Origin of the sequence: Mameliella sp. MMSF_3455, assembly GCF_030733205.1 — a bacterium.
Classification (GTDB): domain Bacteria; phylum Pseudomonadota; class Alphaproteobacteria; order Rhodobacterales; family Rhodobacteraceae; genus Antarctobacter.
Genome location: NZ_JASHJL010000001.1, coordinates 114,686 through 136,758, shown reverse-complemented (window position 1 = coordinate 136,758; position 22,073 = coordinate 114,686). Strand labels below are relative to the sequence as shown.

Here is a 22,073-nt window from a genome sequence, read left to right as displayed (position 1 = left end):
CTGACTCATGTGCTTTCTCTGCCAAAGCCTCGACCCCTCGATCGAAATCTACGACAGCCACGGTCTGACCGGCCCGACGGCGGCGCCCTCGGGCGGTGACAGCGCAACAACGGATTCCACCTTGCCGGTCTTCACGCTGGACCAGGTGGCCTATCAGCTGACGCATGGCTACTGGCAGAACGGCGGTGGTGACTGGCGGGCCTTCGACGTGCAGGCCGGCGGCGCAATCAGCGTCAACATCGACGCGCTGGACGAGGCGGGCAAGGCCGCCGCCCTTGCCGCGCTGGACGCGTGGACCGCCGTTTCCGGAATCCAGTTCATCCTGGTCCCGGATAACGCCGACATCACCTTCGACGACACCGAAGACGGCGCCTACGCCTATTCCTACATCTACACGAGCTGGAACGAAATCGACCGGTCCTTCGTCAACGTGCACCCCAGTTGGCAGGGCTACGGCGACTATTACTACCAGACCTACATCCACGAGATCGGCCACGCGCTGGGGCTGGGCCACGGCGGCAACTACAACGGGGCCGCAAGTTTCGGCAGTGACGCACATTACGCCAACGACAGCTGGCAGATGTCGATCATGTCCTACTTTGCCCAGTGGGAGAATCCCAACGTCGACGCTTCGGGCCTGTACCTGGCGACGCCTCAGATGGCCGACATCCTGGCGATGCACATGCTTTACGGCACGCCCGACAACGTCCACACGGGCAACACGGTCTACGGCGACAACACCAACCTGACCGCCACGGGCATGGACCTGGCACCGGGCCGGGCGGTCGCGATCTTCGACAGTTCCGGCATCGACGTGATCGACCTCGGCTCGCGCGGGCATGACCAGCGCCTTAGCCTGGTGGATGAAACCTGGTCGGACATCGACGGCTATGCGGGCAATTTTGCCATCGCGCGCGGCGCGGTAATCGAGAACGCCATCACCGGCAGCGGCGACGACCATATCACCGGCAACGCCGCCGCGAACGACATCCAGAGCGGGGCCGGCGCGGATACCATCAAGGGCGGCGAAGGCGACGACACCATCGACGCCGGCGAAGGAGAGGACGTGGTGGTCTTTGAAGGCGCCTCCGAGGGCTTTGCCTTGGCGTGGAACGGCGCGCTGACCGTCTCCGATATCGACCCGATCAATGGCGGCGACGATGGCACCGACACGCTTCTGGGGGTCGAGACGCTCAGCTTTACCGACGGCGCCTTCGGGACGGTGCAGGACAACGGCACCACAACCCTTGTCCGGCTTTACAAGACGGGCAGCAACCTGACTGCCGCGACGCTGGAAATCGACGTCGACAACACCAAGGACTGGGAGACGATTGCCCGGGATTTCACCGCGACCGGACAATGGGCGAAGCAGACCAACATCTACGACAACGGCCGGGTGCTGGAGATCTTCTACTCGGACGGGCTGCGCACCACCTCGACCATGACGGACGGCGCAGACGTCTATGCCTGGGACAGCTACACGAGCGGATACGATACCAGCAACGTGCGGATCTACCACGAAATCGCCTGGGACAACGGCATGGTGGTCGAGACCTTCTTTGACGGCACGGGCGCTCGCACCAGTTCCCTGACGACCGATGGCGGCGACGATCAGGGCTGGCACACGATCGAACGGATTTTCGATGCCACGGGATCCCAGACCGGGCAGACAAACCTCTATGACGACGGGCGCTTGATGCAGATCACCTATGTCGACGGTCAGAAGTCCACGATCCAGGTCGAGGACGCCGGCAATATCGCGCTCTGGACCAGTTATACCGACAGCTACGACACCGTCACCGGCGCACGCACCGCGCGAGAGATGACCTATGACGACGGGCGCACGGTGGAAATCGGCTTTGACGGCGGACAAGTGGTCACGCACCTCCTGACCGATGGCGCGGATGAATTCCTCTGGTCGTCGATCGCACGCACCTGGGACAGCGGGGGCAATCTTGCCAGCCAGACGAATACCTACGATGACGGACGCGTGGAGGAGATCGACTATACCGACGGTATCCGCAGCAGTTCCGTTCTGACCGACACGCAGGATGTCTATGCCTGGACCACCACGTCGGAAACCTACGACGCCAGCGGTACGCTGATCGAGAGGGTGACGACCTGGGACGATGGAAGCCAGGATGTCGTCACCTACGGAGACAGCCCGGCGGTCTGATCCTCTTTCGGGCGCGATCTAGTCGGTATTGCTGCGCCCGACGGCCTCGACCGGCGGGCGTCCGTCCACCGGAACCACGTCGACGCTGTGATGGGTGCTGTGAAATCCCGAACTGCGCAGCGATCCCTTGACCGGCGCAACATCCGCATAATCGCGCCCGACGGCCACGCTGATATGGTCGGCGCCGACGCGCATGTCGTTCGTCGGGTCGATCTCGATCCATCCGACTTCGTTGCCGCACCAGGCACGGACCCAGGCGTGCATCGCATCCGCCCCCGCCAGACGCGGCTGACCCTCGGGCGGTTCCGTCCGCAGGAAGCCCGAGACATAGCCCGCCGGAATGCCGATCCCACGCAGCGCGGCGATCATGATGTGACTGATGTCCTGGCAAACCCCGCGCCGGTTCGCAAAAGCCGTGGCCGGGTCGGTGGTCACGTCGGTTGCAGTGGCATCAAAGGTGATTTCCTTGTGCAGGGCCCGCGAAATCGCCTCCACCACGGTGAGCACGGGCTGGTCCATCCGGGTGATCCCCCGCGAGAACGTGGTGATCGCGGGTACCGGCACCACCCGGTCCGACGCCCCCAAGAAATGATGCGGCGCATCGGGCGCCAGCGAGGGCACCTCGGCCAATTCGCGCCGCATGTCGGCCAGCGCACAGGACAGGTCCAGTTCCTTGGGCAAGTCGTCGCGCCGGATGCGACCGGTGAACCGAAAATCGACCGTGTCCAGCGGTGTGTCATAGGCCATCTCGGTCAGTGCATTGCCAAAGAAATCCACCCTGTCGCGGCGAAACGCGGGCGCGGGATCGGCCTGCAGGAGGCCCGAAACAAGGCGTTGCGCCGGTCCGTTCCCCGGCATCATGCGCAAGTGCATCCGCGCCGCCGCGGCGGAAAGCGCGTAGGCGTAGCGAACGGAAAGCGTGACGTCGTAGAGCATCCCCTACCCCATGTACTGGGTGTGGATCGCATCCGACACCGCCTGCAGATCGTCGGCCAGCTTTGCCAGCGCGGCGCTGTCCAGCACCTCGGGCGTGGCGACCGAGAGATCGGTATGCACCCTCAGGATCCGACGCCCGACCTCCGTCAGCTGACTGGACTTGCCCTGCCGGGGCAGTTTGGCCTGTTGATCCAGCAGAACCCCGGCCTGGTAGATCACTGATCGCGGATTTTCCGGGTCCAGCGCCAGCAGGTCGACCACCGTGTTCCGGTTTGTCTCGACCGAGTAGCGCCGGCGGTGGGTCATGACGCTGTCGCCGATTTCCAACGCCGCATCCAGGCTGCCCTGCGCCGCGCCGCTGGCGGAAAAGACCGCCAGCAGGTCCGAGATCTGCACCCCGCGTTCCAGCGCGCGCCCCATCGACATGAAGCGCCAGCCGGAAAAGCGGAACATGTTGTCGTTCACGAGCCCCGCAAATCCCGCCAGCTTGCGCAGAAGCTGGCTCAGGGCGCGGCCCGTCGCATCGCCGTGGTCCACCGCCCCCGCCAGATCGCGCGCCGCTCCTTCCAGTTCATCCAGCGCGTACCAGCCGTCATCGGAAAACCGGTCGCGCACCTTGCTGGCACAACCGCGGGCCCGTTGCAGCAGGTTCAGGAAAAGATCCGGCAAGGGTTCCGCCAGGTACAGCCCCCGCCCCTCGAGATAGCGACCAAGCTGGTCGAAAACGGGCATCGGCGTGCCGCCGTTGTCCTCGAGCCGCAGGTGGTAGGCCCGCAGGGTCCGCGCGGTGAAATCAGCCCTTTCGACGTAGCGGCCCAACCAGAACAGGTTGTCCGCCGCCCGCGCGGGCAACCGCCCGGGCATCCGACGGATGAACGGCCCGGGCTGCTGACCAGACAGCGTTTCGGTGGACACCGGCGCGTCGCTGACCACCCAGACATCAGCCACCGAACCGCCGCTTTGCATCGCCAGAGCGGTTGGGTCCTCTGTCCGGCCGATGCGGGCATAGCCGCCGGGCATCACCGTCCAGCCGTCCTTTGTGCGGACCGCGAACACGCGGACAACCATCGGCCGCGGCAACAGCTTGCCATCGATCATCGCCGGCGTGGTCGACAGTGTCACCGCCTGTTGCCCGACCAGGGAACCGCCGTTCTTGTCCAGCCAGTCACGCACCGGGCCGCGCGCATTGTCGCGGAACCGTCCGCCAAGCGCGGTGGAACTGTCGATCTCGAACGGCAGCTGTGTCGAGAGCGCCGGCCCGATCATCATGCGTTCCAGGTTTTCGCGCACATAGGCCCGTTCGCTGGCCTGCCCGCACCACCATGTCGCGATGTTGGGCAGCTTCAGCCGCTCACCCATCAGCGCCTCGGAGATGCGCGGCATGAAGGCCATGAGCGCCCGCGCCTCCAGCACGCCGGACCCCAGGCAATTGAGCATCGTCACCGCGCCCGAGCGCAGCGTACCGACCATGCCCGGCGTCCCGAGCGCCGAGCTTTCGTCCAGTTCCAGCGGGTCGGCAAAGCGCGAGTCCAGCCGCCGCCACAGCACGCTGACCGGTTCCAGCCCGCTGATCGTGCGCACCATCAGCTTGCCGTCGACGCTCACCAGGTCCTCGGACTCCAGCAGCAGGAAGCCCAGGTAGCGCGCGATGTAGGCATGTTCGAAATAGGTGTCAGTGTTCTGGCCCGGCGTCAGGATCGCCACCTGCCCCTGTTCGGGACCGCGCAGCTGGGTCAACCGGTCGCGGAAGGTTCGAAAGAAAGCGGCCAGCCGGTGAACGTTCGTCTCCTGGTAGAGATCGTTGAAAACCCGCAGCGTCGCCATGCGGTTCTCCAGCGCAAAGCCGGCGCCAGAAGGGGCCTGGGTCCGGTCCCCCAGCACCAGCCAGCTGCCATCCGGAGAGCGCCCGATCTCGAACGCGAGGAAATGCAGATAATGTTCCGAGCGCGGTTTGACACCCACCATCGGGCGCAGCCATTCCGGGTTGCGCGCCACCAGCTGCGGCGGCAGGATCCCGCGCTTGACCAGGGTTGCCGGGCCGTAGAGATCGGCCATCGTGCGCTCCAGAAGCTCGGCCCGCTGGGCAATGCCCTCGGCGAGCTTGGTCCACTCTGCCTCGCCGATGATAACGGGGATATGGCTCAGCGGCCAATCGCGCTCGGTGGATTCGTCGCCAGTGTACTGGCGGTAGTAGACGCCCGCATCCTGCAGGTAGAGGTCACCGCGGGCAAAGTCCTGGTTCACCTGGTCGGGTCTGCGCCCGGCCAGGTGGTCGATCATCGGCTGCCAGACCGGGCGCAACGTACCGTCAGGGCGCAAAAGCTCATCTGCCACCCCCTTGGGTGGCAGATAACTGTCCAGCGGCGCCTTTCGCGCCGGCGTAACGGCGCCGGTTTCGCCCATGTCAGATCCAGGGCGCGCGCCGCAGGTCCAGGGTCATCGGGAACTCCGGGTGCGGGTTTTCAGTCGCCGGCCAATAGGTTCCGGGCGTATGCCCCCACTTCTGGAAACGTGCCAGGCGGCGGGCATCGGCCTCGTTCGTATTGACCGGGAAAGTATCATAGCTGCGCCCGCCGGGATGTGCCACATGATAGGTGCAGCCCCCGATGGCCCGGCCCGACCAGGTGTCGAAGATGTCGAAGACCAGAGGCGCGTTGACCGGCAGCACCGGGTGCAGCGCCTCGGCCGGTTGCCAAGCCTTGAAGCGCACGCCGCCCACCTTGCGCCCGCTGGTGCCGGTGCCGTGCAAAGGCACCTGCCGCTGGTTGCAGCAGACGATATAGCGGCTGGGATCCAGCGCGGTCAGTTGCACCTGCATCCGTTCCACGGAACTGTCGGTATAGCGTACGGTGCCACCGATGGCGCCGCGTTCACCCAGGACGTGCCAGGGCTCCAACGCCTGCCGCACTTCCAGGTGGACGTCCTCGGCCTCGATTTCGCCCGCAAAGGGGAAGCGGAATTCGCGCTGTGCCTCGTACCATTCCGGGCGCAGGTCGAACCCGTGTTCCTTGAGGTCGCGCAGCACGTCCATGAAGTCCTGCCAGACGAACTCCGGCAGCATGAACCGGTCATGCAGCGTCGTGCCCCAGCGCACCGGCTTGCCCTTGACCGGAGATTTCCACAGCCGCACCAGAAGCGCGCGCAAGAGCACCTGTTGCGCAAGGCTCATCCGCGCATCCGGCGGCATCTCGAAGCCGCGGAATTCCACCAGGCCAAGCCGCCCCGTCGGTCCGTCCGGGGAATAGAGTTTATCGATGCAGATCTCTGCCCGGTGCGTGTTGCCGGTCACGTCGATCAGGATATTGCGCAACAGGCGGTCCACCAGCCAGGGTTGCGACTGCTCCCCTTCGGACGGATCCGGGATCTGGCTCAGCGCGATTTCCAGTTCATACAGCGTGTCGTGCCGTGCCTCGTCGATGCGGGGCGCCTGGCTGGTCGGACCGATGAAGGTGCCCGAGAAAAGGTAGCTGAGCGAGGGGTGCCGCTGCATGTAGAGGATCAGCGAGCGCAAGAGGTCCGGGCGGCGCAGGAAAGGCGAATCCATCGTCGTGGCGCCGCCGACGACAACGTGGTTGCCGCCGCCGGTCCCGGTGTGCTTGCCGTCGATCATGAACTTGTCGGCGCCGAGACGGCTGTTGCGCGCCTCCTCGTAGACCGCGCTGGTGATGTCCACGCATTCCTCCCAGCTGCCGGCAGGATGCACGTTGACCTCGATCACGCCGGGGTCCGGTGCCACCTTGATGACGTTGAGGCGCGAGTCATGCGGCGGCGTATACCCCTCGATATGCAGGGGCAGGCCCAGGGCCTCGGCGGTCTGTTCGGCTGTGGAGATCAGCTCGAGGTAGTCCTCCAGCATTTCGACCGGCGGCATGAAGATGCACAGCTTCCCGTCACGCGGCTCGACCGCGATGGCGGTCCGGACGACACCGCCCTCTGGCGTGACCGCCTGTTCACGCTGCACCGCCGCCGGTTCATCGGCCCGCAAGCGTGACACGGGCTGTTCGCGGCCCGGAGTCGTCCGGGGCAGCGTGTCCCGCTCTTCGGCGGCGATCTTGCGCAGTTCCTCGAACAGCGCCTGGCGCTTGTCGTCCATCTCGTGGAAGTCGGGAAGGTCCTCGACCGGCACGGTCGGGTCCGCCGGATAGACATAGGGATAAGCCGAGGCGCTGACATGCGGCAGCGCCCCCAGCGGCAGGCGAAAGCCCACCGGGCTGTCGCCGGGGATCAGGAACAGGTGGCCGCGTCGCGTCTGCCAGCGTTCCGAGCGCCAGCCACGGCCGAATGCGCGGGATTGCCAGCGCTGGATCGGCAGGATGAAGCCGGCCGGCTTGTCCAGCCCGCGTTCAAAAACACGGGCGATGCGCGCACGCGCCTCGGGATCCTTGAGGCGCGAATCCTCGGGGGTGACGTTTTCCGGCAGTTCCGCCTCTTTCAGGATCCAGACCGCCGGGTCCTCGAATGCGGGCTGGACATATTCGGTACCGATCTCCAGCGCCTTGGCGAAACCGGCCATGAAGGCCTCGGCGTCGGCCGCGGTCGCGTCCTTGGAGGTTTCCTTGGCCACCAGGTCGAGGTTCTTCCAGACGGGTTTTCCGTCCCGCCGCCAATACAGCGAGAAGGTCCAGCGCGGCAGGGTTTCACCCGGATACCACTTGCCCTGCCCGAAATGCAGGAAGCCGCCCGGCGCGAACCGATCGCGCAGGCGCCGGATCAGGTCATCGGCCAGGGCGCGTTTCTGCGGGCCGACGGCGGCGGTGTTCCACTCGGCGCTTTCAAAATCGTCGATCGAGACGAATGTCGGCTCACCGCCCATCGTCAGGCGCATGTCCTGCGCTTCGATCTCGGCATCCACCTTTTTCCCAAGCGCGTCCAGCGCGTCCCAGCTTTCCTCGGAAAAGGGTTTGGTGATGCGCGGATGTTCGGCGACGCGGTGCACCTCCATCTCGAAATCGAAATCGGTCTTGGTGTCCTTGTGGCCGCTGAAGCCACCCACGATGGGGGCGGCGTTGCTGTAGTGCGGCGTGGCCGCCAGGGGGATGTGGCTTTCCCCGGTGAGAAGGCCACTGGTCGGATCCAGCCCGACCCAGCCGGCGCCAGGAAGATAGACTTCGCACCAGGCGTGCAGGTCGGTGAAATCGTGGTCGGTGCCCGAGGGACCGTCCAGCGCCTCTAGGTCCGGTTTCAACTGGATCAGGTAGCCGGAGACGAAGCGCGTGGCAAAACCCAGGTGGCGCAGGATGTTGATGAGCAGCCAGCTGGTGTCGCGGCAGGAGCCGGATTTCTTTTCCAGCGTTTCCTCCGGTGTTTGCACACCGGGTTCCATCCGGATCAGGTACTCGGTCTCCTGTTCCAGCTGGCGGTTCAGTTCCACCAGCATGTCGATCGTGACCTGTTTCTTGCGCGGGACGCTTTCGACCCATTTCTTCAGCAAGGGCGTCAGCGGTTCGGTCTTGCGATAGACGGCGAGATCGGGGGCGATTTCCGCGGGGTATTCAAAGGGCCATTCCCGGGCGACATCGTCGACGAAGAAATCGAAGGGGTTGTAGACCGTCATGTCGGCCACGAGGTCGACCTCGATCCGGAATTCGGTCACCGGTTCGGGAAAGACGAACCGGGCCAGCCAGTTTCCGTAGATGTCCTGCTGGTGGTTGACGAAGTGCCCTTCGGGCGAGACCTTCAGCGAATGGCTGATCACCCGGGTCCGGCTGTGCGGCGCCGGTCGGAGCCGGATGATCTGCGGTGACAGGTTCACCGGGCGGTCGTACTTGTAATGGGTAAGATGCCGGATGCTCGCTGTAATCGCCATGATGTTTCCGTCTGTCCCAGGGTCTGATTGTCCTCAAACCAGAGAAGCCCTCCGGAGAGACGATGTAAACCCGCAGATGCTGACAGGGCCCAATCCGCCGATCATTGCCGCAAGCAGGTGACAGAGCGCGGCTTTTGCACGTTTCTTGTGCAGTTTGCGGCGGGGCGGATGGCGATTGCCGCATTTGGCGTCGTCAAATGACAGCCCGCCCCGCGCCTGTGCCGTGTCAGGCGGCCCGAATTCGTCCCGCCGCGGCCTCCGGTCCGGCAACACCTGGGGTCCGGGTATCAGAGCCGGTGACGAAACGGCCCACGGTTTCGCTGAGCGCGCCTGCATCGCTGCGCATCATATGCGCCGAGGCGGTGGATTCCTCGACCATCGCGGCATTCTGCTGGGTGACCCGGTCGAGGTTGGAAATCCCGACGTTGATCTCCTGCAGGCCCTGGGCCTGTTCCCCGGCGCTGCTGGCGATGCCCGTCATCATGTTCGACACCTCGGCCACGCGGCTCAATACGTCGTCCAGCGCGCCGCCGGCCTCTTCGACCAGCCTGACGCCGCTGGCCACCTGTTCGCCCGCACCGGTGATCAACTCCTTGATCTGCTGGGCCGCAGCCGCGCTGCGCTGGGCCAGTCCGCGGACCTCCGTCGCCACCACGGCAAAGCCCTTGCCGCTTTCGCCCGCGCGCGCCGCCTCGACCCCGGCGTTCAGGGCCAGCAGGTTGGTCTGGAAGGCAATGTCGTCGATGACGCTGGTGATCTCCCCGATCTGCTCCGAGGATTTCTCGATCACGCTCATTGCCTCGATGGCAGAGCGCATCACCTCGCCGTTGCGTTCCGCGATCTCGCGGGTCTGGCGTACCTGGTCATCCGCGTTGCGGGCATTTTCCGCCGCCGCGCTGACGCTGCTGAGCAGTTCTTCCAGCGCCGCCGCAGATTCCTCGAGCGTGGCGGCCTGTGTTTCTGTCCGCCGGGATAGATCATCCGAGGCCGAGGCGATCTGGTTGGCATTGTCCAGGAGGCTGTCGGCGCTGGCCGAAACCTCGTCGACCACCCGGCGCAGGCTGGCAATGGCACGGTTGTAGTTGGTCCGGAGCGCGGCGTATTCCTCGGGGAATTCGGCCACGATCTCGCGGTTCAGAACGCCCTCCGCCAGCACGTCCAGCGCCTGGCCCAGGTGAGACACCATCTCGACCTGGCGTTCCATGTTGCGGGCGCGCTCTTTCTCTGCGTCACGCGCAACGCTCAGGGCCCGGGTCATGTCCTGCATGCGGGCCGCGATGCTGCCGAATTCGTCGCGCCGACCGCTCATCCCGATTTCGCTGTCGTAGTCGCCATCGGAAATACGCTCGACCGCCTCCGTGACCTGGCGCAGCGGACGGCCAAGGCTGCGCTGCAACAGGAACAGCGTCGCCCCCAGCAGCACGATGAAGACTGCCGCCGCCGTCAGCAGGATGCTCATCTTCTCGGGCCTTACGTCGGCAAGGGCCGAATCCGCATTCCAGGCCATCGCAATCACGCCGATCACCGGCCCTTCGGGTCCGGCGAGGACGGGTTCCGCCACCCAAAGCCCGCCTTCGGTACTGATCCGGGTGCCATCGGCCAGGGCCCGTGCGGCAAGGTCGGCAACACTGTCCAGCAGCGATGTATCCTCACCGACCGCGGCGAGGCGCTCGCCCTCGGCCCCCAGTACCATCGCCACGCGCCCGTTGGCCCCGGCCGCGGTCATCGCGGCCGAGACTTCTTCTTCTACCTTCGGCAGAGCCTTGAACCGGATCGGCTTGTTCAGCGCGCTGGCGCTGAGTTCGACCGTCCGCGCGGCCTGGTCGACCACGCCCTTGACGGCGAGGTCGTCGACCAGCCGCAGGGATTGTACCGACAGCACGGCTGCCACCACGATCGTGGTCACAGCCATGATGCCCGCGCACCTGATGAAAACCGAGTGCAGGCCCGCGCCTGACCTCGTCTTGCCGCCGTCCTGTGTCATGCTCTTTTTCCTTGCCTGAAGATGGGGGGCGCCGCGGCCTTACAGCAGCACTTCGGCATCGACCCCGACGGTCATGGCACCGATCGGCTTGCCGGTGTCAGGGTCCGTGATCGTGATCGAGATCTGCACCTGGTAGGACTGGCTGGATTCGTCGAATTCCACCTCGCCGAAATGTACAGCGCCGGCGCCCTTGGGATAGGTTTCCAGGTACTTGGCCTCGTCCCCCTGCCAATAGTCCGAAGTCGCGCCCGAGGCCGCCACGTTCAGCCCCTTTGCGTCCATCACGATCACCTCGGTAATCATTCCGCCACTGGCCTCCACCCGCGAGCGCAGGAAGTCGGCGGCGGCGTTCATCAGGACACCGTCGACCAGGGCCGACCCCGTGCCCACCTCGGCCCGCCAGGTTCCGTCCAACTGGGTGATCCGCGTGGCGTCATAGCCGCCGGTCCGGACATTCTGGGCCTCGATCGCCTCGACGATCGCGGTTTCATGGGCCCAGGCCATGATTTCACTGTCGACATAGGCCTGCATGGCCGCGTGAGGTTCGACCGCAAAAGCAGCGGGCGCCGCCCCGAAAAGCGCTGCGGACAGTAGCAATGCACGTTTCATCCATAAGTCTCCGGTGTGGGTTCAAGATGACGGCACACTATGCAGCCCGCGGTTTACGGCTGTTTAACCGGCTGTAAAATTGAAACTATTTAGATCACCGGGTCAAAAACGACATGACGTCGCTTTCTGCGGAGACAGAGCAGACCCGCCCCTGCAGACTGGCTTTCATGAAGATGCATGTCGCGGTTATCTCCTTGATCCTGCGCCAGATTGGGGCACGGCGCGGGCGCGCCGCCCGGGGACGTCCGAGCAGGCAGTAGGCCCCCTGATCCCTGCCCCAATCCCTCGGAGACACGACAGATGACAGCCCCTCTTTCCCGCCGCGGCGGCGGTCGAGCCGCCCGCGTTGCCGCCCGCACCGCCGCCCTGTCCGACGACCAGCGACCGGTCCGCGCCGGCCTTATCGGCGGAGGCTATCGCCCGCTGACAGAGGCAGAGGTCGCACGCATCCACGCAAGCGCACTGATCGCGCTGGACGAAATCGGCCTGTCCGGAGCGCCTGCCTCCGGGGTCGAGATCCTGACCGGCGCGGGCGCGCGACTGGGCGAAGACGGACGCCTGCGCTTTCCGCCAGCCCTGGTAGAAGACATGCTGGCCAAGGCCGCGCGCGACATCACCCTGCCCGCCCGCGATCCCCGTTTCGACCTCGACCTGTCGGGGCAACGTGTCCACTACGGTACCGCCGGTGCGGCGGTGCACCTGGTCGAGATCGACGGGAAATCCTACCGCGAAAGCACGCTGCAGGATCTGCACGATGCGGCGCGGATTGCGCATCAGCTGGACAATATCCACTTTCTCCAGCGCCCGATGGTTGCCCGTGACATCATGGACAACCTCGAACTCGATCTGAACACGCTCTACGCCTGCTGCGCCGGGACGACCAAGCAGGTGGGCACCTCGTTCTCCGACCCCGCCAACGTGCCGGCTTCGCTGGACCTGCTGCACATGATTGCCGGGGGCGAGGCCGCCTGGCGCGCGCGGCCTTTCGTGTCGAATTCGAACTGCTTTGTCGTGCCACCGATGAAATTCGCCACGGAAAGCTGCGAGACGATGGAGGCCTGCATTCGGGGCGACATGCCGGTGCTGCTGCTGTCGGCGGGCATGTCAGGGGCGACCGCGCCCTCGACCATCGCGGGGGCCATCGTGCAATCGGTGGCGGAATGCCTGGCCGGGCTTGTCTACGTCAACGCCATTGCCCCGGGCCACCCCGCGATCTTCGGCACCTGGCCTTTCGGGCTGGATCTGCGGACCGGGGCCATGTGCCTGGGATCCGGAGAGCAGGCGCTGCTCAGCGCGGGCTGTGCCCAGATGCACGCGCATTACGGTCTCCCCGGAGGCACTGCCGGCGGCGCGGCGGATTCGAAATTGCCGGACATGCAGGCGGGCTGGGAACAGATGTGTTCCAACGTGCTTGCCGGGGTGGCCGGGGCAAACATGGTCTACGAGGCGGCGGGGATGCATGCCTCTTTGCTGGGGTTCTGCCATGAGAGCCTGATCCTTGGCGATGACCTGATCGGTCAGGCGCTGCGCTGCGTGCGCGGGATCGAAGTGGACGATACCACCCTGGCCCTGGACCAGATGCGCGCTGTCTGCCTGGGTGGGCCGGGCCATTACCTCGGCACGCCGGAAACCCTGGACAGGATGCACCGGGACCACCTTTACCCGCAGTTTGGCGACCGCACATCGCCCCGCGAATGGGAAGAACTGGACAAGCCGGACCTCGTGGCCAAGGCCACGGCACGCAAGGAGGCCATCCTGTCCATGCGCAGCCCGGCCCGTTTCGATGCCGCCACCGACAAGGCGATCCGCGCACGGTTCCCGATCCACCTGCCCGCCTGAATCAGGTCAAGGGCACGGGCGTGCCGCGGCTTGTGCCCGGGGCGCGCCCGCGCTAGCCCTTTGCCTGCGAATTTCCGGAGACCGCCATGCCCTATCTCTTTCTTGCCTTTGCCGTGCTGGCCGAGACCATCGGAACCACCGCCCTGCAGGCGAGCCAGCAGTTCACGCGGGTGGTGCCCACGGCGATCACCGTGGTGGCCTATGCGGCCGCCTTTTACCTGCTGGGAATTGCGCTGAAGTATTTTCCCGTGGGCATCGCCTACGCGATCTGGTCGGGGCTTGGCATCGTTTTCATCGCCGTGATCGGCCTGGCGGTCTTTGGCCAAAAACTCGACCTGCCGGCGATCCTTGGGATGGGCATGATCCTGGCCGGGATCCTGGTGATCCACCTCTTTTCCAACACTTCGCCGCACTAGGCACGACCGAACGGAAAAGCCCCCCGGAGAACGCTCCGGGGGGCCCGCGCCTTCCGCTCACATGAGGGGGACGATCAGAAGCGGAAGGTTGCCCGCAGCGAATAGGTCTGCGCGTCCACGTCCGCGCCCGAACCGCCGACGTCTTCAAAGCTGTGCGCCAGCGCTTCGCCACCAATCGAGAACCGGTCGGTCACCTTGTAATCGAGGCCGACACCGCCGACGGGTCCGGTCGCATCGCCCAGCGACGTGTCGATGCGTGCCACGCCCGCGGTCCCGTAAACCAGGGTCCGGCCAAAGTCGGCACCGACCCGGCCCTTGAGCCGCATCACGTTGTCCACGTCGACGCCACCAAGGCTGTAGCCGTTGCCGTCCTGGTATTCGAACTCACCACCCACGACGTAATCGCCGAAGTCATAATCGTAACCGCCGAAGACGCCGAAGATGCTGCCGTTGTCGGAGGTGCCGCCACCCTGAGCGTTCAGGTTGCCAAAGCTGAAGCCCGCATAGGGGCCGGTCCAGTCCACGCCAACGGGGGCAGCGGGCACAACGGGCGCCGCCGGTTCGACTTCGACCGGTGTGCGGTCGATGCTGCCGGCCAGCACGGGTGCTGCGCCAAGCGATGCGGACGCTGCGATCACTGCAAAGATGCTCGATTTCATGACTGTCTCCTTTTCTGGTTCCGCTACGCTGCGGGCTCGCAGCGCGCCATGCTGAGCCGCAAGTAACGGCCCGTGATGTTCTTTCAACGGGTCGGAGGCCCAGTTGTTCCGCGCTGCGCACCCTGCCGCCGCGTCACCGGCCAAAGCCCGCTGAGGGACCCCGACGGGCCGGCAAACCTCCGCCGGTTCCCCTTGGCGCTCTCGCAAGCGTGATCCGTGATCCCCTTGCAACGCGCTTGCGGCAAATCGGCACTGGTCTTTTTGTCCCTACCCGGCTAGTCCCGCGCCAACTCCGGACAAAGGAACCGTCTCATGGATTTGCGCAACGTCGCGATCATTGCACACGTTGACCACGGCAAGACGACGCTGGTGGACGAACTGCTGAAACAATCCGGCGCCTTCCGCGCCAACCAGGCCGTCGCCGAACGGGCGATGGATTCGAACGATCTGGAACGCGAACGCGGCATCACCATCCTTGCCAAGGCGACAAGCGTCGAATGGAAAGGCACGCGGATCAACATCGTCGACACCCCCGGCCACGCCGATTTCGGCGCCGAGGTGGAACGCATCCTGTCGATGGTCGATGGCGTTGTGCTGCTGGTCGATGCCGCCGAAGGCCCGATGCCGCAGACGAAATTCGTGACCTCCAAGGCACTGGCCCTTGGCCTGCGGCCAATCGTGGTGCTGAACAAGGTCGACAAGCCCGACGCCGAACCGGATCGCGCGCTGGACGAGGTCTTTGACCTGTTCTCGGCCCTCGATGCCGACGAAGACCAGCTGGACTTTCCGCATCTCTACGCCTCCGGCCGGTCCGGCTGGTGCGACGCCGAGCTTGACGGTCCGCGCAAGAACCTAGACGCGCTGTTCAACCTGATCGTGAACCACGTCCCGGAACCCAAGCAGATCAAGAAGCGCGACGAGGATTTCACCATGCTGGCCGTGACGCTGGGGGCCGACCCCTTTGTTGGCCGGATGCTGACCGGCCGCGTCGAGTCCGGCAAGCTGAAGGTGGGCCAGACGGTCCAGTCGATATCGCGCATCGGCCAGAAGATCGAACAGTTCCGCGTCACCAAGATCCAGGCCTTCCGCGGCCTGCAACAGCAGGACATCGAAGAGGCCGAGGCCGGCGACATCGTCTCGATCGCGGGCATGACGAAAACCACCGTCGCCGATACGATCTGTGCTCTGGCCGTCGATGAACCGCTCGAGGCGCAACCGATCGACCCGCCGACCATCACGGTGACCTTTGGCATCAACGACAGCCCGCTGGCTGGCCGTGACGGCAAGAAAGTCCAGTCCCGCGTCATCCGCGAGCGTCTGCACAAGGAGGCGGAAACCAACGTCGCGATCCGCATCAAGGACACGCCCGGCGGCGAGGCATTCGAGGTGTCCGGCCGCGGCGAACTGCAGATGGGCGTCCTGATCGAGAACATGCGCCGCGAAGGCTTTGAGCTTTCGATTTCGCGCCCGCAGGTCATCATGCGCGAAGAAGACGGCGTGACGATGGAACCGGTCGAAGAGGCCACCATCGACGTCGACGACGAATACACGGGCGCAGTGATCGAAAAGCTGACCGGCGCCCGGAAGGGTGACCTGGTCGAGATGAAACCCGCCGGCGCCGGCAAGACGCGCATCATCGCGCATGTCCCCTCGCGCGGGCTGATCGGCTATCACGGCGAATTCCTGACCGATACCCGGGGCACCGGCGTGCTGAACCGCGTCTTTCATGGTTGGACCCCGCACAAGGGTCCGATCCCGGGCCGTCGTGCAGGTGTCCTGATCTCGATGGAAAACGGCGAAGCGGTGGCCTACGCGCTGTGGAACCTCGAAGAACGCGGCAAGATGATGATCGGCGCTCAGGCCCCGGTGTATACCGGCATGATCATTGGCGAGCACTCGCGTGAGAACGACCTCGAGGTGAACCCGCTCAAGGGCAAGAAACTGACCAACGTGCGGGCCTCCGGCACCGACGAAGCGGTGCGCCTGACCACCCCGATCACGCTGAGCCTCGAAGAGGCGATTGCCTACATCAACGACGACGAACTGGTCGAGGTCACGCCCAACGCGATCCGCCTGCGCAAGCGCCACCTTGACCCGCATGAGCGCAAGCGCGCCGCGCGCGGCGCCTGACCCTGTTCTTGCTCCGCCTCATTTCAGGCGGGGCCGGTTCACGTTGCGCATGAAATTCGCCAGATAAGGGCCTGATAAAAGGGGATAAAAGCCCCAAGACCAAAAAAGGCGCGGGGTGGCAGTCCCCGCGCCTTTCCGATTCATTGGGCTGCAGCTCAGTGCTTGCAGGCCGACTTCTTCGCCACGTAGTAGCCCGCCTTCACGAGGTGCTTGGACTCCTTGTAGACCGCCGGATAGTGGACCTTGACCATCTGACCGTGCTTGTACTCCCACTCGGTGTGGGCAGCCATGATCAGATGCTGCTTGTAGGCGTACTTGGCCGGAACCCAGACCTTGTCGTAGCACGCAACGACCTTGCCTTCCCAGGCCATTGCGGGGGCGGCGAATGCGGCCGCGAGAAGTGCGCCAGCAAGAACTTTTTTCATGATCTTTCTCCCAAGAAATTGAAGGTATCCAAACTCTAGCCAAGAAAATCGCGCCCGCGCGACAGGAATTCCTGACTTGGCGCGGCAAAAAAGGGCTAACCCCCCAATTTTCTGCCCAATTCACGGATTCTGTGGTTGAGGTGCCATAGTTTTGCAACGGTCCAGCAAGAAGGACCGCATGTATTTTTTTCCGTTTCGGGAACAATTACCGAAAGCGAAAAAATTGGCCACTCTGGCAAGCATAGCCGGGAATGTCGCACGAATCACTCATCTTCCCAACGCCCGCTCTGACCTGCGGCAGGAGCCCGCTCAATACACGCGTCAGCCGGGCGAAAAAGCGCCGATATACGGAAGAGCGTCGAAATATCCGTCAGAAATCGGGGCAGACCGGATCGCCGAGGGCAATCACTCCCGGTTCAAACACCGAACAGCACCAACCACCATGCCCGCGCAAGGCCGTGTAGCCGCCCGTGCCAAGAACCTGCTCCATCCGGGAACAGGGCGCGCAAGGGACCTCGATCGACAGCCGGACCGAACCGATCCGCAGGCCGAATTCCCGCGTCGCGGTCAGGTTGAGCCCAGATATGACAAGGTTGCGCCTCAGCAATTCGGGCGGAAGGTCGTCCCGCCCGACAAGTGCGGCGATCACAGGCAGATGTTCCGCCTGGATCAATGTGACGGCCCGTTTGCCGGACCGGCCATGATCTCCGTCCAGACCATCGGCGGTGATCCGGACACGCGCGACCGGGGTCAGACCTGCCTTGCGCGCGGGCCGCAGCCCGATCCAGTGGAGCCGCCCCGGCCCGTTGAAGGACCGGCGCAACTCGGCGAGCGGTTTCACTCGCTGGTCTCGACGACCATCAATTCGCGCTCGGAGGCGCCGCGCGCGTGGCTCAGGGCTTCCTGGTAGGCGTCGGAATGGTAGCAGTCCACCGCCGCCTCGACCGAGGGGAACCGTGCCACGACGTTGCGCGGACGTTCCTTGCCTTCAAGCTGCACGAAACGCCCGCCCCGGGCGATGAAGGTTCCGCCATGCGCGGCGATGGCCGGTCCGGCCAATTCGGCGTATTTCCCGTAGGCCTCGGCGTCACTCACGGTGACATGGGCAATCCAGAGTGCGGGCATCTCATTTTCCTCCGATTACGGCTTCGGCGGCCTTGATGGCGGCCTCGGCGTTTTCTGCGTTGGCACCACCGCCCTGCGCCATATCGGGACGGCCACCGCCTCCCTTGCCGCCCAGTTCGACCACCGCCGCCTTGACGATGTCCACCGCCGACAGAGTGCCTTTCAGGTCGTCGGTAACGCCGGCTGCCACCGCCGCCTTGCCACCCGCATCCGCGATCAACAGCACGGCGCCCGACCCGATCCGCGTCTTGTGCTCGTCGATCAGCGGTGGCAGGTCCTTGCCCGTCACCCCGCTCAGCACCTGAGCAACGAACTGGACACCGTTGATTTCACGCGCTTCCGAGCCGGTGCCCTGCCCCGCGCCACCAGCCATTGCCAGTTCGCGGCGCAACTGTGCTACCTCGGACTCCAGCTTCCTGCGCTCATCCATCAGCGCCTTGACCCGCCCCGGCACGTCAGAGGCGCTGGCCTTCAGAACGCCTGCCACCTCTGCCAGTCGGTGATCCTGCTGCGTGAGATAGTCGAAGGCAGCGGCCCCGGTCAGTGCTTCGATCCGCCGGACTCCCGCGCTGGATGCGCTGTCACCCAGCGTCACGAAGAGTCCGATGTCGCCGGTCTGGCGCACATGGGTGCCACCGCACAGTTCGATCGAATAGGTCTGGCCGTCGGTGCCCTTGCCCGAGCCGGGCTTTGTCCCCATCGAGACGACGCGCACTTCCTCGCCGTATTTCTCACCGAAGAGTGCCTGCGCGCCGATCTCGCGCGCGTCGTCCGGCGTCATGATCCGCGTGCTCACCGGCGCGTTCTGACGGATAAAGGCGTTCACGTCCCGTTCGACCTTTTGCAGGTCCTCGAGGCTCAGCGCCTGCCCATGGCTGAAGTCGAACCGCAACCGGTCCGGCGCATTCAGCGACCCGCGCTGCGCGACGTGATCGCCCAGCCGTTCGCGCAGTGCCTCGTGCAGCAGGTGCGTGGCCGAGTGGTTGGCGCGGATCGCCGAGCGACGGCCGTGATCCACCTCGATTTGCAGCGCATCGCCCTTGGCGAAGGTGCCGCGATCCACGGTGACGTGATGCGCGTAGACCGCGCCGCCCGCCATTTTCTGCGTATCGCTGACGGTGGCGCTGTCATCCTCGTTCTCCAGCCGGCGCAACCAGCCGGTATCACCGACCTGCCCGCCGGCTTCGCCGTAGAACGGCGTCTGGTTCAATACGATCCACCCGCTTTGACCCGCCGACAGGCTGTCGACCGGCTTGCCGTCCGCCACAAGCGCCAACACCTGGCCTTCGGCCGTTTCCGTGTCGTAGCCCAGGAAATCCGTAGCACCATGCGCATCGGCAATATCGAACCAGATGGTCGCATCCGCCGCTTCGCCGGATCCGCTCCATGCCGCGCGGGCGCGTGCTTTCTGCTCGGCCATCGCGGCGTCAAAGCCTTCGACGTCCACTTCGCGGTTCTTCTCGCGCAGCGCATCCTGCGTCAGATCCAGCGGGAAACCATAGGTGTCATAAAGCTTGAAGGCCGCAGCGCCCGGCAGCGGCGCGTCACCGTCAAGCCCGGCCAATTCGTCATCGAGAAGCTTCAGCCCGCGATCCAGTGTCGCCTTGAACCGCGTTTCCTCGGATTTCAGCGTTTCCTCGATCAGTGCCTGCGCGCGGGTGAGTTCCGGATAGGCCTGCCCCATCTGGCGCACCAGCGCCGGGACGAGGCGGTACATCAACGGGTCCTGTGCGCCCAAGAGGTGCGCGTGGCGCATGGCGCGGCGCATGATCCGGCGCAGGACATAGCCGCGCCCGTCGTTCGACGGCATCACGCCGTCCGCGATCAGGAAAGATGTCGAACGCAGGTGGTCGGCGATCACCCGGTGATGCATCTTGCCCGGCCCGTCCGGGTCGGCGCTGGTCGCATCTGCGCTGGCCTCGATCAGGCTGCGCATCAGGTCGGTGTCGTAGTTGTCGTGTTTGCCCTGCAACAGCGCGCCAATCCGTTCCAGCCCCATACCGGTGTCGATCGACTGCATGTCGAGCGCCTTCATCGAGCCGTCTTCGAACTGCTCGTTCTGCATGAAGACGACGTTCCAGATCTCGATGAAGCGGTCGCCGTCCTCCTCGGGCGATCCCGGCGGGCCGCCCCAGATGTGATCGCCGTGGTCGTAGAAGATCTCGGTGCAGGGGCCGCAGGGGCCGGTCGGCCCCATCTGCCAGAAGTTGTCCGAGGTATCGATGCGGATGATCCGGTCCTCGGGCACGCCGACCTTCTTCCATATCTCGAAGGCCTCATCGTCGGTGTGATAGACGGTGGTCAGCAGCCGCTTGGGGTCGATGCCGAATTCCTTGGTCACCAATTCCCAGGCAAAGGGGATCGCTTCGGGTTTGAAATAATCCCCGAAGGAGAAATTCCCCAACATCTCGAAGAAGGTATGGTGACGCGCGGTGTAACCGACATTGTCGAGGTCATTGTGCTTGCCGCCTGCCCGAACGCATTTCTGCGAGGTGGTCGCTCGGTTGTAGTCGCGCTTTTCCACCCCGGTGAAAAGGTTCTTGAACTGCACCATGCCCGAGTTGACGAACATCAGCGTCGGGTCGTTGCGCGGCACCAGCGGGCTGGAGGCAACGACCTCGTGCCCCTGCTTTTCGAAATAGGTCAGAAAGGTCGAGCGGATGTCGTTCAGACTTGCCATTGCGGGCCTCTTTGCGGGCGAGTGATCGGCGCAGATGTAGCGGCGCCATCCGCAAGTGTCCACAGTCGCCTGTCGCCCCGCACGGGACAACAAAAAAGGCGCTCCGAAGAGCGCCCCTTTCCTGTCCGTCATATCGCCGGATCAATCCTCGGTCAGTTCCGGGTCACCCTCGGGCATGTCGAAATCCAGGCCGTGCGCCGCGCGGATCTTGTCCTCGATCTCCAGCGAGACCCGCGTATTCTCCCGCAGGTAGGTTTTCGCGTTCTCGCGCCCCTGCCCGATCCGCTCGTCGCCGTAGCTGAACCAGGAGCCGGACTTGTCGACGACACCGGCCTTGACGCCCAAGTCCAGCAGTTCGCCCATCTTCGAGATGCCCTCGCCGTACATGATGTCGAATTCGACCTGCTTGAACGGCGGCGCCACCTTGTTCTTGACCACCTTGACGCGAGTCTGGTTGCCGACAACTTCGTCGCGGTCCTTGATCGAGCCGATGCGGCGGATGTCGAGGCGCACGGACGAGTAAAATTTCAGCGCGTTGCCGCCGGTGGTCGTTTCGGGCGAGCCGAACATGACGCCGATCTTCATGCGGATCTGGTTGATGAAGATCACCATGCAATTGGACCGGCTGATCGAGCCGGTCAGCTTGCGCATCGCCTGGCTCATCAGGCGGGCCTGCACGCCGACGTTCGAGTCGCCCATGTCCCCTTCGAGTTCCGATTTCGGCGTCAGCGCGGCGACCGAGTCGACCACCACCATGCTGACCGCGCCCGAGCGCACCAGCGTATCGGTGATCTCCAGCGCCTGTTCACCGGTGTCGGGCTGCGAGATCAGCAACTCGTCCAGATCGACGCCAAGTTTCTTGGCGTATTGCGGGTCCAACGCGTGTTCGGCATCGACAAAGGCGCAGACGCCGCCCTTTTTCTGCTCTTCAGCCACGCAGTGCAGCGTCAGCGTCGTCTTGCCCGAGCTTTCGGGGCCGTAGATCTCGATGATCCGGCCCTTGGGCAACCCGCCGATTCCCAAGGCGATATCCAGCCCCAGCGAGCCGGTCGAGGTGGCCTCGATATCCTTGATGGCATTGTCGCCACCCAGTTTCATGATCGAGCCCTTGCCGAACTGTCGCTCGATCTGGGCGAGTGCGCTGTCCAGGGCCTTCTGTTTCTCGGCCTTACGCTTGTTATCCATGCTCAGAAGATCTGCCGTTGCCATGCGTTTCGATCCTTATTCCATATGCCGGCGAGCGCGGCAATCGCTGCTTTCGTTCACCCCTTGTTCCCAATAGCTATGA

Annotated in this window: 15 protein-coding genes; 4 read left to right on the top strand and 11 right to left on the bottom strand. The window is 64.7% G+C overall.

The features are described from left to right. The first annotated feature begins 7 nt into the window (after window positions 1-7). Window positions 8-2,176: a M10 family metallopeptidase C-terminal domain-containing protein gene (locus RBB42_RS00635; RefSeq protein WP_305968654.1), complete on the top strand. Its 2,169-nt coding sequence runs from the start codon at window positions 8-10 to the stop codon at window positions 2,174-2,176. 18 nt (window positions 2,177-2,194) lie between these two features. Here the strand turns inward: RBB42_RS00635 and RBB42_RS00630 are convergent, their stop codons facing one another. The 5 genes from RBB42_RS00630 to RBB42_RS00610 form a co-directional block, all read right to left on the bottom strand. After that, a complete protein-coding gene (locus RBB42_RS00630) occupies window positions 2,195-3,112 on the bottom strand; it encodes a transglutaminase family protein (RefSeq protein WP_305968653.1) in 918 nt (305 codons plus the stop codon). 3 nt (window positions 3,113-3,115) lie between these two features. Beyond that, window positions 3,116-5,515: a circularly permuted type 2 ATP-grasp protein gene (locus tag RBB42_RS00625; protein ID WP_305968652.1), complete on the bottom strand. Its 2,400-nt coding sequence runs from the start codon at window positions 5,513-5,515 to the stop codon at window positions 3,116-3,118. 1 nt (window position 5,516) lies between these two features. Then, window positions 5,517-8,918, bottom strand: coding sequence for a transglutaminase family protein (locus RBB42_RS00620; protein ID WP_305968651.1), 3,402 nt, complete (start codon window positions 8,916-8,918; stop codon window positions 5,517-5,519). Window positions 8,919-9,144: 226 nt separating this feature from the next. After that, window positions 9,145-10,902, bottom strand: coding sequence for a methyl-accepting chemotaxis protein (locus tag RBB42_RS00615; protein WP_305968650.1), 1,758 nt, complete (start codon window positions 10,900-10,902; stop codon window positions 9,145-9,147). Between the two features lie 39 nt (window positions 10,903-10,941). After that, complete coding sequence (locus tag RBB42_RS00610) at window positions 10,942-11,511, bottom strand: PDC sensor domain-containing protein (RefSeq protein ID WP_305968649.1); 570 nt, start codon at window positions 11,509-11,511, stop codon at window positions 10,942-10,944. A gap of 300 nt (window positions 11,512-11,811) precedes the next feature. On the opposite strand from RBB42_RS00610, the gene RBB42_RS00605 reads away from it, so the two are divergent. Further along, on the top strand, window positions 11,812-13,350 hold the full coding sequence (locus RBB42_RS00605) for a trimethylamine methyltransferase family protein (RefSeq protein ID WP_305968648.1): 1,539 nt from the start codon (window positions 11,812-11,814) through the stop codon (window positions 13,348-13,350). A gap of 86 nt (window positions 13,351-13,436) precedes the next feature. Then, complete coding sequence (locus RBB42_RS00600; RefSeq protein ID WP_305968647.1) at window positions 13,437-13,766, top strand: SMR family transporter; 330 nt, start codon at window positions 13,437-13,439, stop codon at window positions 13,764-13,766. A gap of 74 nt (window positions 13,767-13,840) precedes the next feature. Here the strand turns inward: RBB42_RS00600 and RBB42_RS00595 are convergent, their stop codons facing one another. Beyond that, window positions 13,841-14,425 (bottom strand): outer membrane protein, encoded by a 585-nt coding sequence (locus RBB42_RS00595; RefSeq protein WP_305968646.1) that lies wholly within the window; start codon window positions 14,423-14,425, stop codon window positions 13,841-13,843. 312 nt (window positions 14,426-14,737) lie between these two features. Here RBB42_RS00595 and typA point away from each other — a divergent pair, with 312 nt between their 5' ends. After that, the gene (typA, locus tag RBB42_RS00590) at window positions 14,738-16,555 is read left to right on the top strand and encodes a translational GTPase TypA (RefSeq protein WP_306043578.1); all 1,818 of its coding nucleotides are present in this window, start codon (window positions 14,738-14,740) and stop codon (window positions 16,553-16,555) included. Window positions 16,556-16,710: 155 nt separating this feature from the next. On the opposite strand, the gene RBB42_RS00585 is transcribed toward typA, so the two are convergent. From RBB42_RS00585 to recA, 5 genes are all read right to left on the bottom strand, one after another. Beyond that, complete coding sequence (locus RBB42_RS00585) at window positions 16,711-16,980, bottom strand: hypothetical protein (RefSeq protein ID WP_305968644.1); 270 nt, start codon at window positions 16,978-16,980, stop codon at window positions 16,711-16,713. A 370-nt stretch (window positions 16,981-17,350) separates the two neighbouring features. Continuing rightward, entirely contained in the window at window positions 17,351-17,821 is a 471-nt protein-coding gene (locus tag RBB42_RS00580) for an MOSC domain-containing protein (protein ID WP_305968643.1), read from the bottom strand. Beyond that, window positions 17,818-18,105 (bottom strand): DUF1330 domain-containing protein, encoded by a 288-nt coding sequence (locus RBB42_RS00575; protein WP_305968642.1) that lies wholly within the window; start codon window positions 18,103-18,105, stop codon window positions 17,818-17,820. Before RBB42_RS00575 ends, RBB42_RS00580 begins: the two co-directional genes overlap by 4 nt. 1 nt (window position 18,106) lies before the next feature. Further along, window positions 18,107-20,785, bottom strand: a complete 2,679-nt coding sequence (gene alaS / locus RBB42_RS00570; protein WP_305968641.1) for an alanine--tRNA ligase — start codon at window positions 20,783-20,785, stop codon at window positions 18,107-18,109. Window positions 20,786-20,926: 141 nt separating this feature from the next. Further along, window positions 20,927-21,994: a recombinase RecA gene (gene recA / locus RBB42_RS00565; RefSeq protein WP_305968640.1), complete on the bottom strand. Its 1,068-nt coding sequence runs from the start codon at window positions 21,992-21,994 to the stop codon at window positions 20,927-20,929. Window positions 21,995-22,073 lie beyond the last annotated feature (79 nt).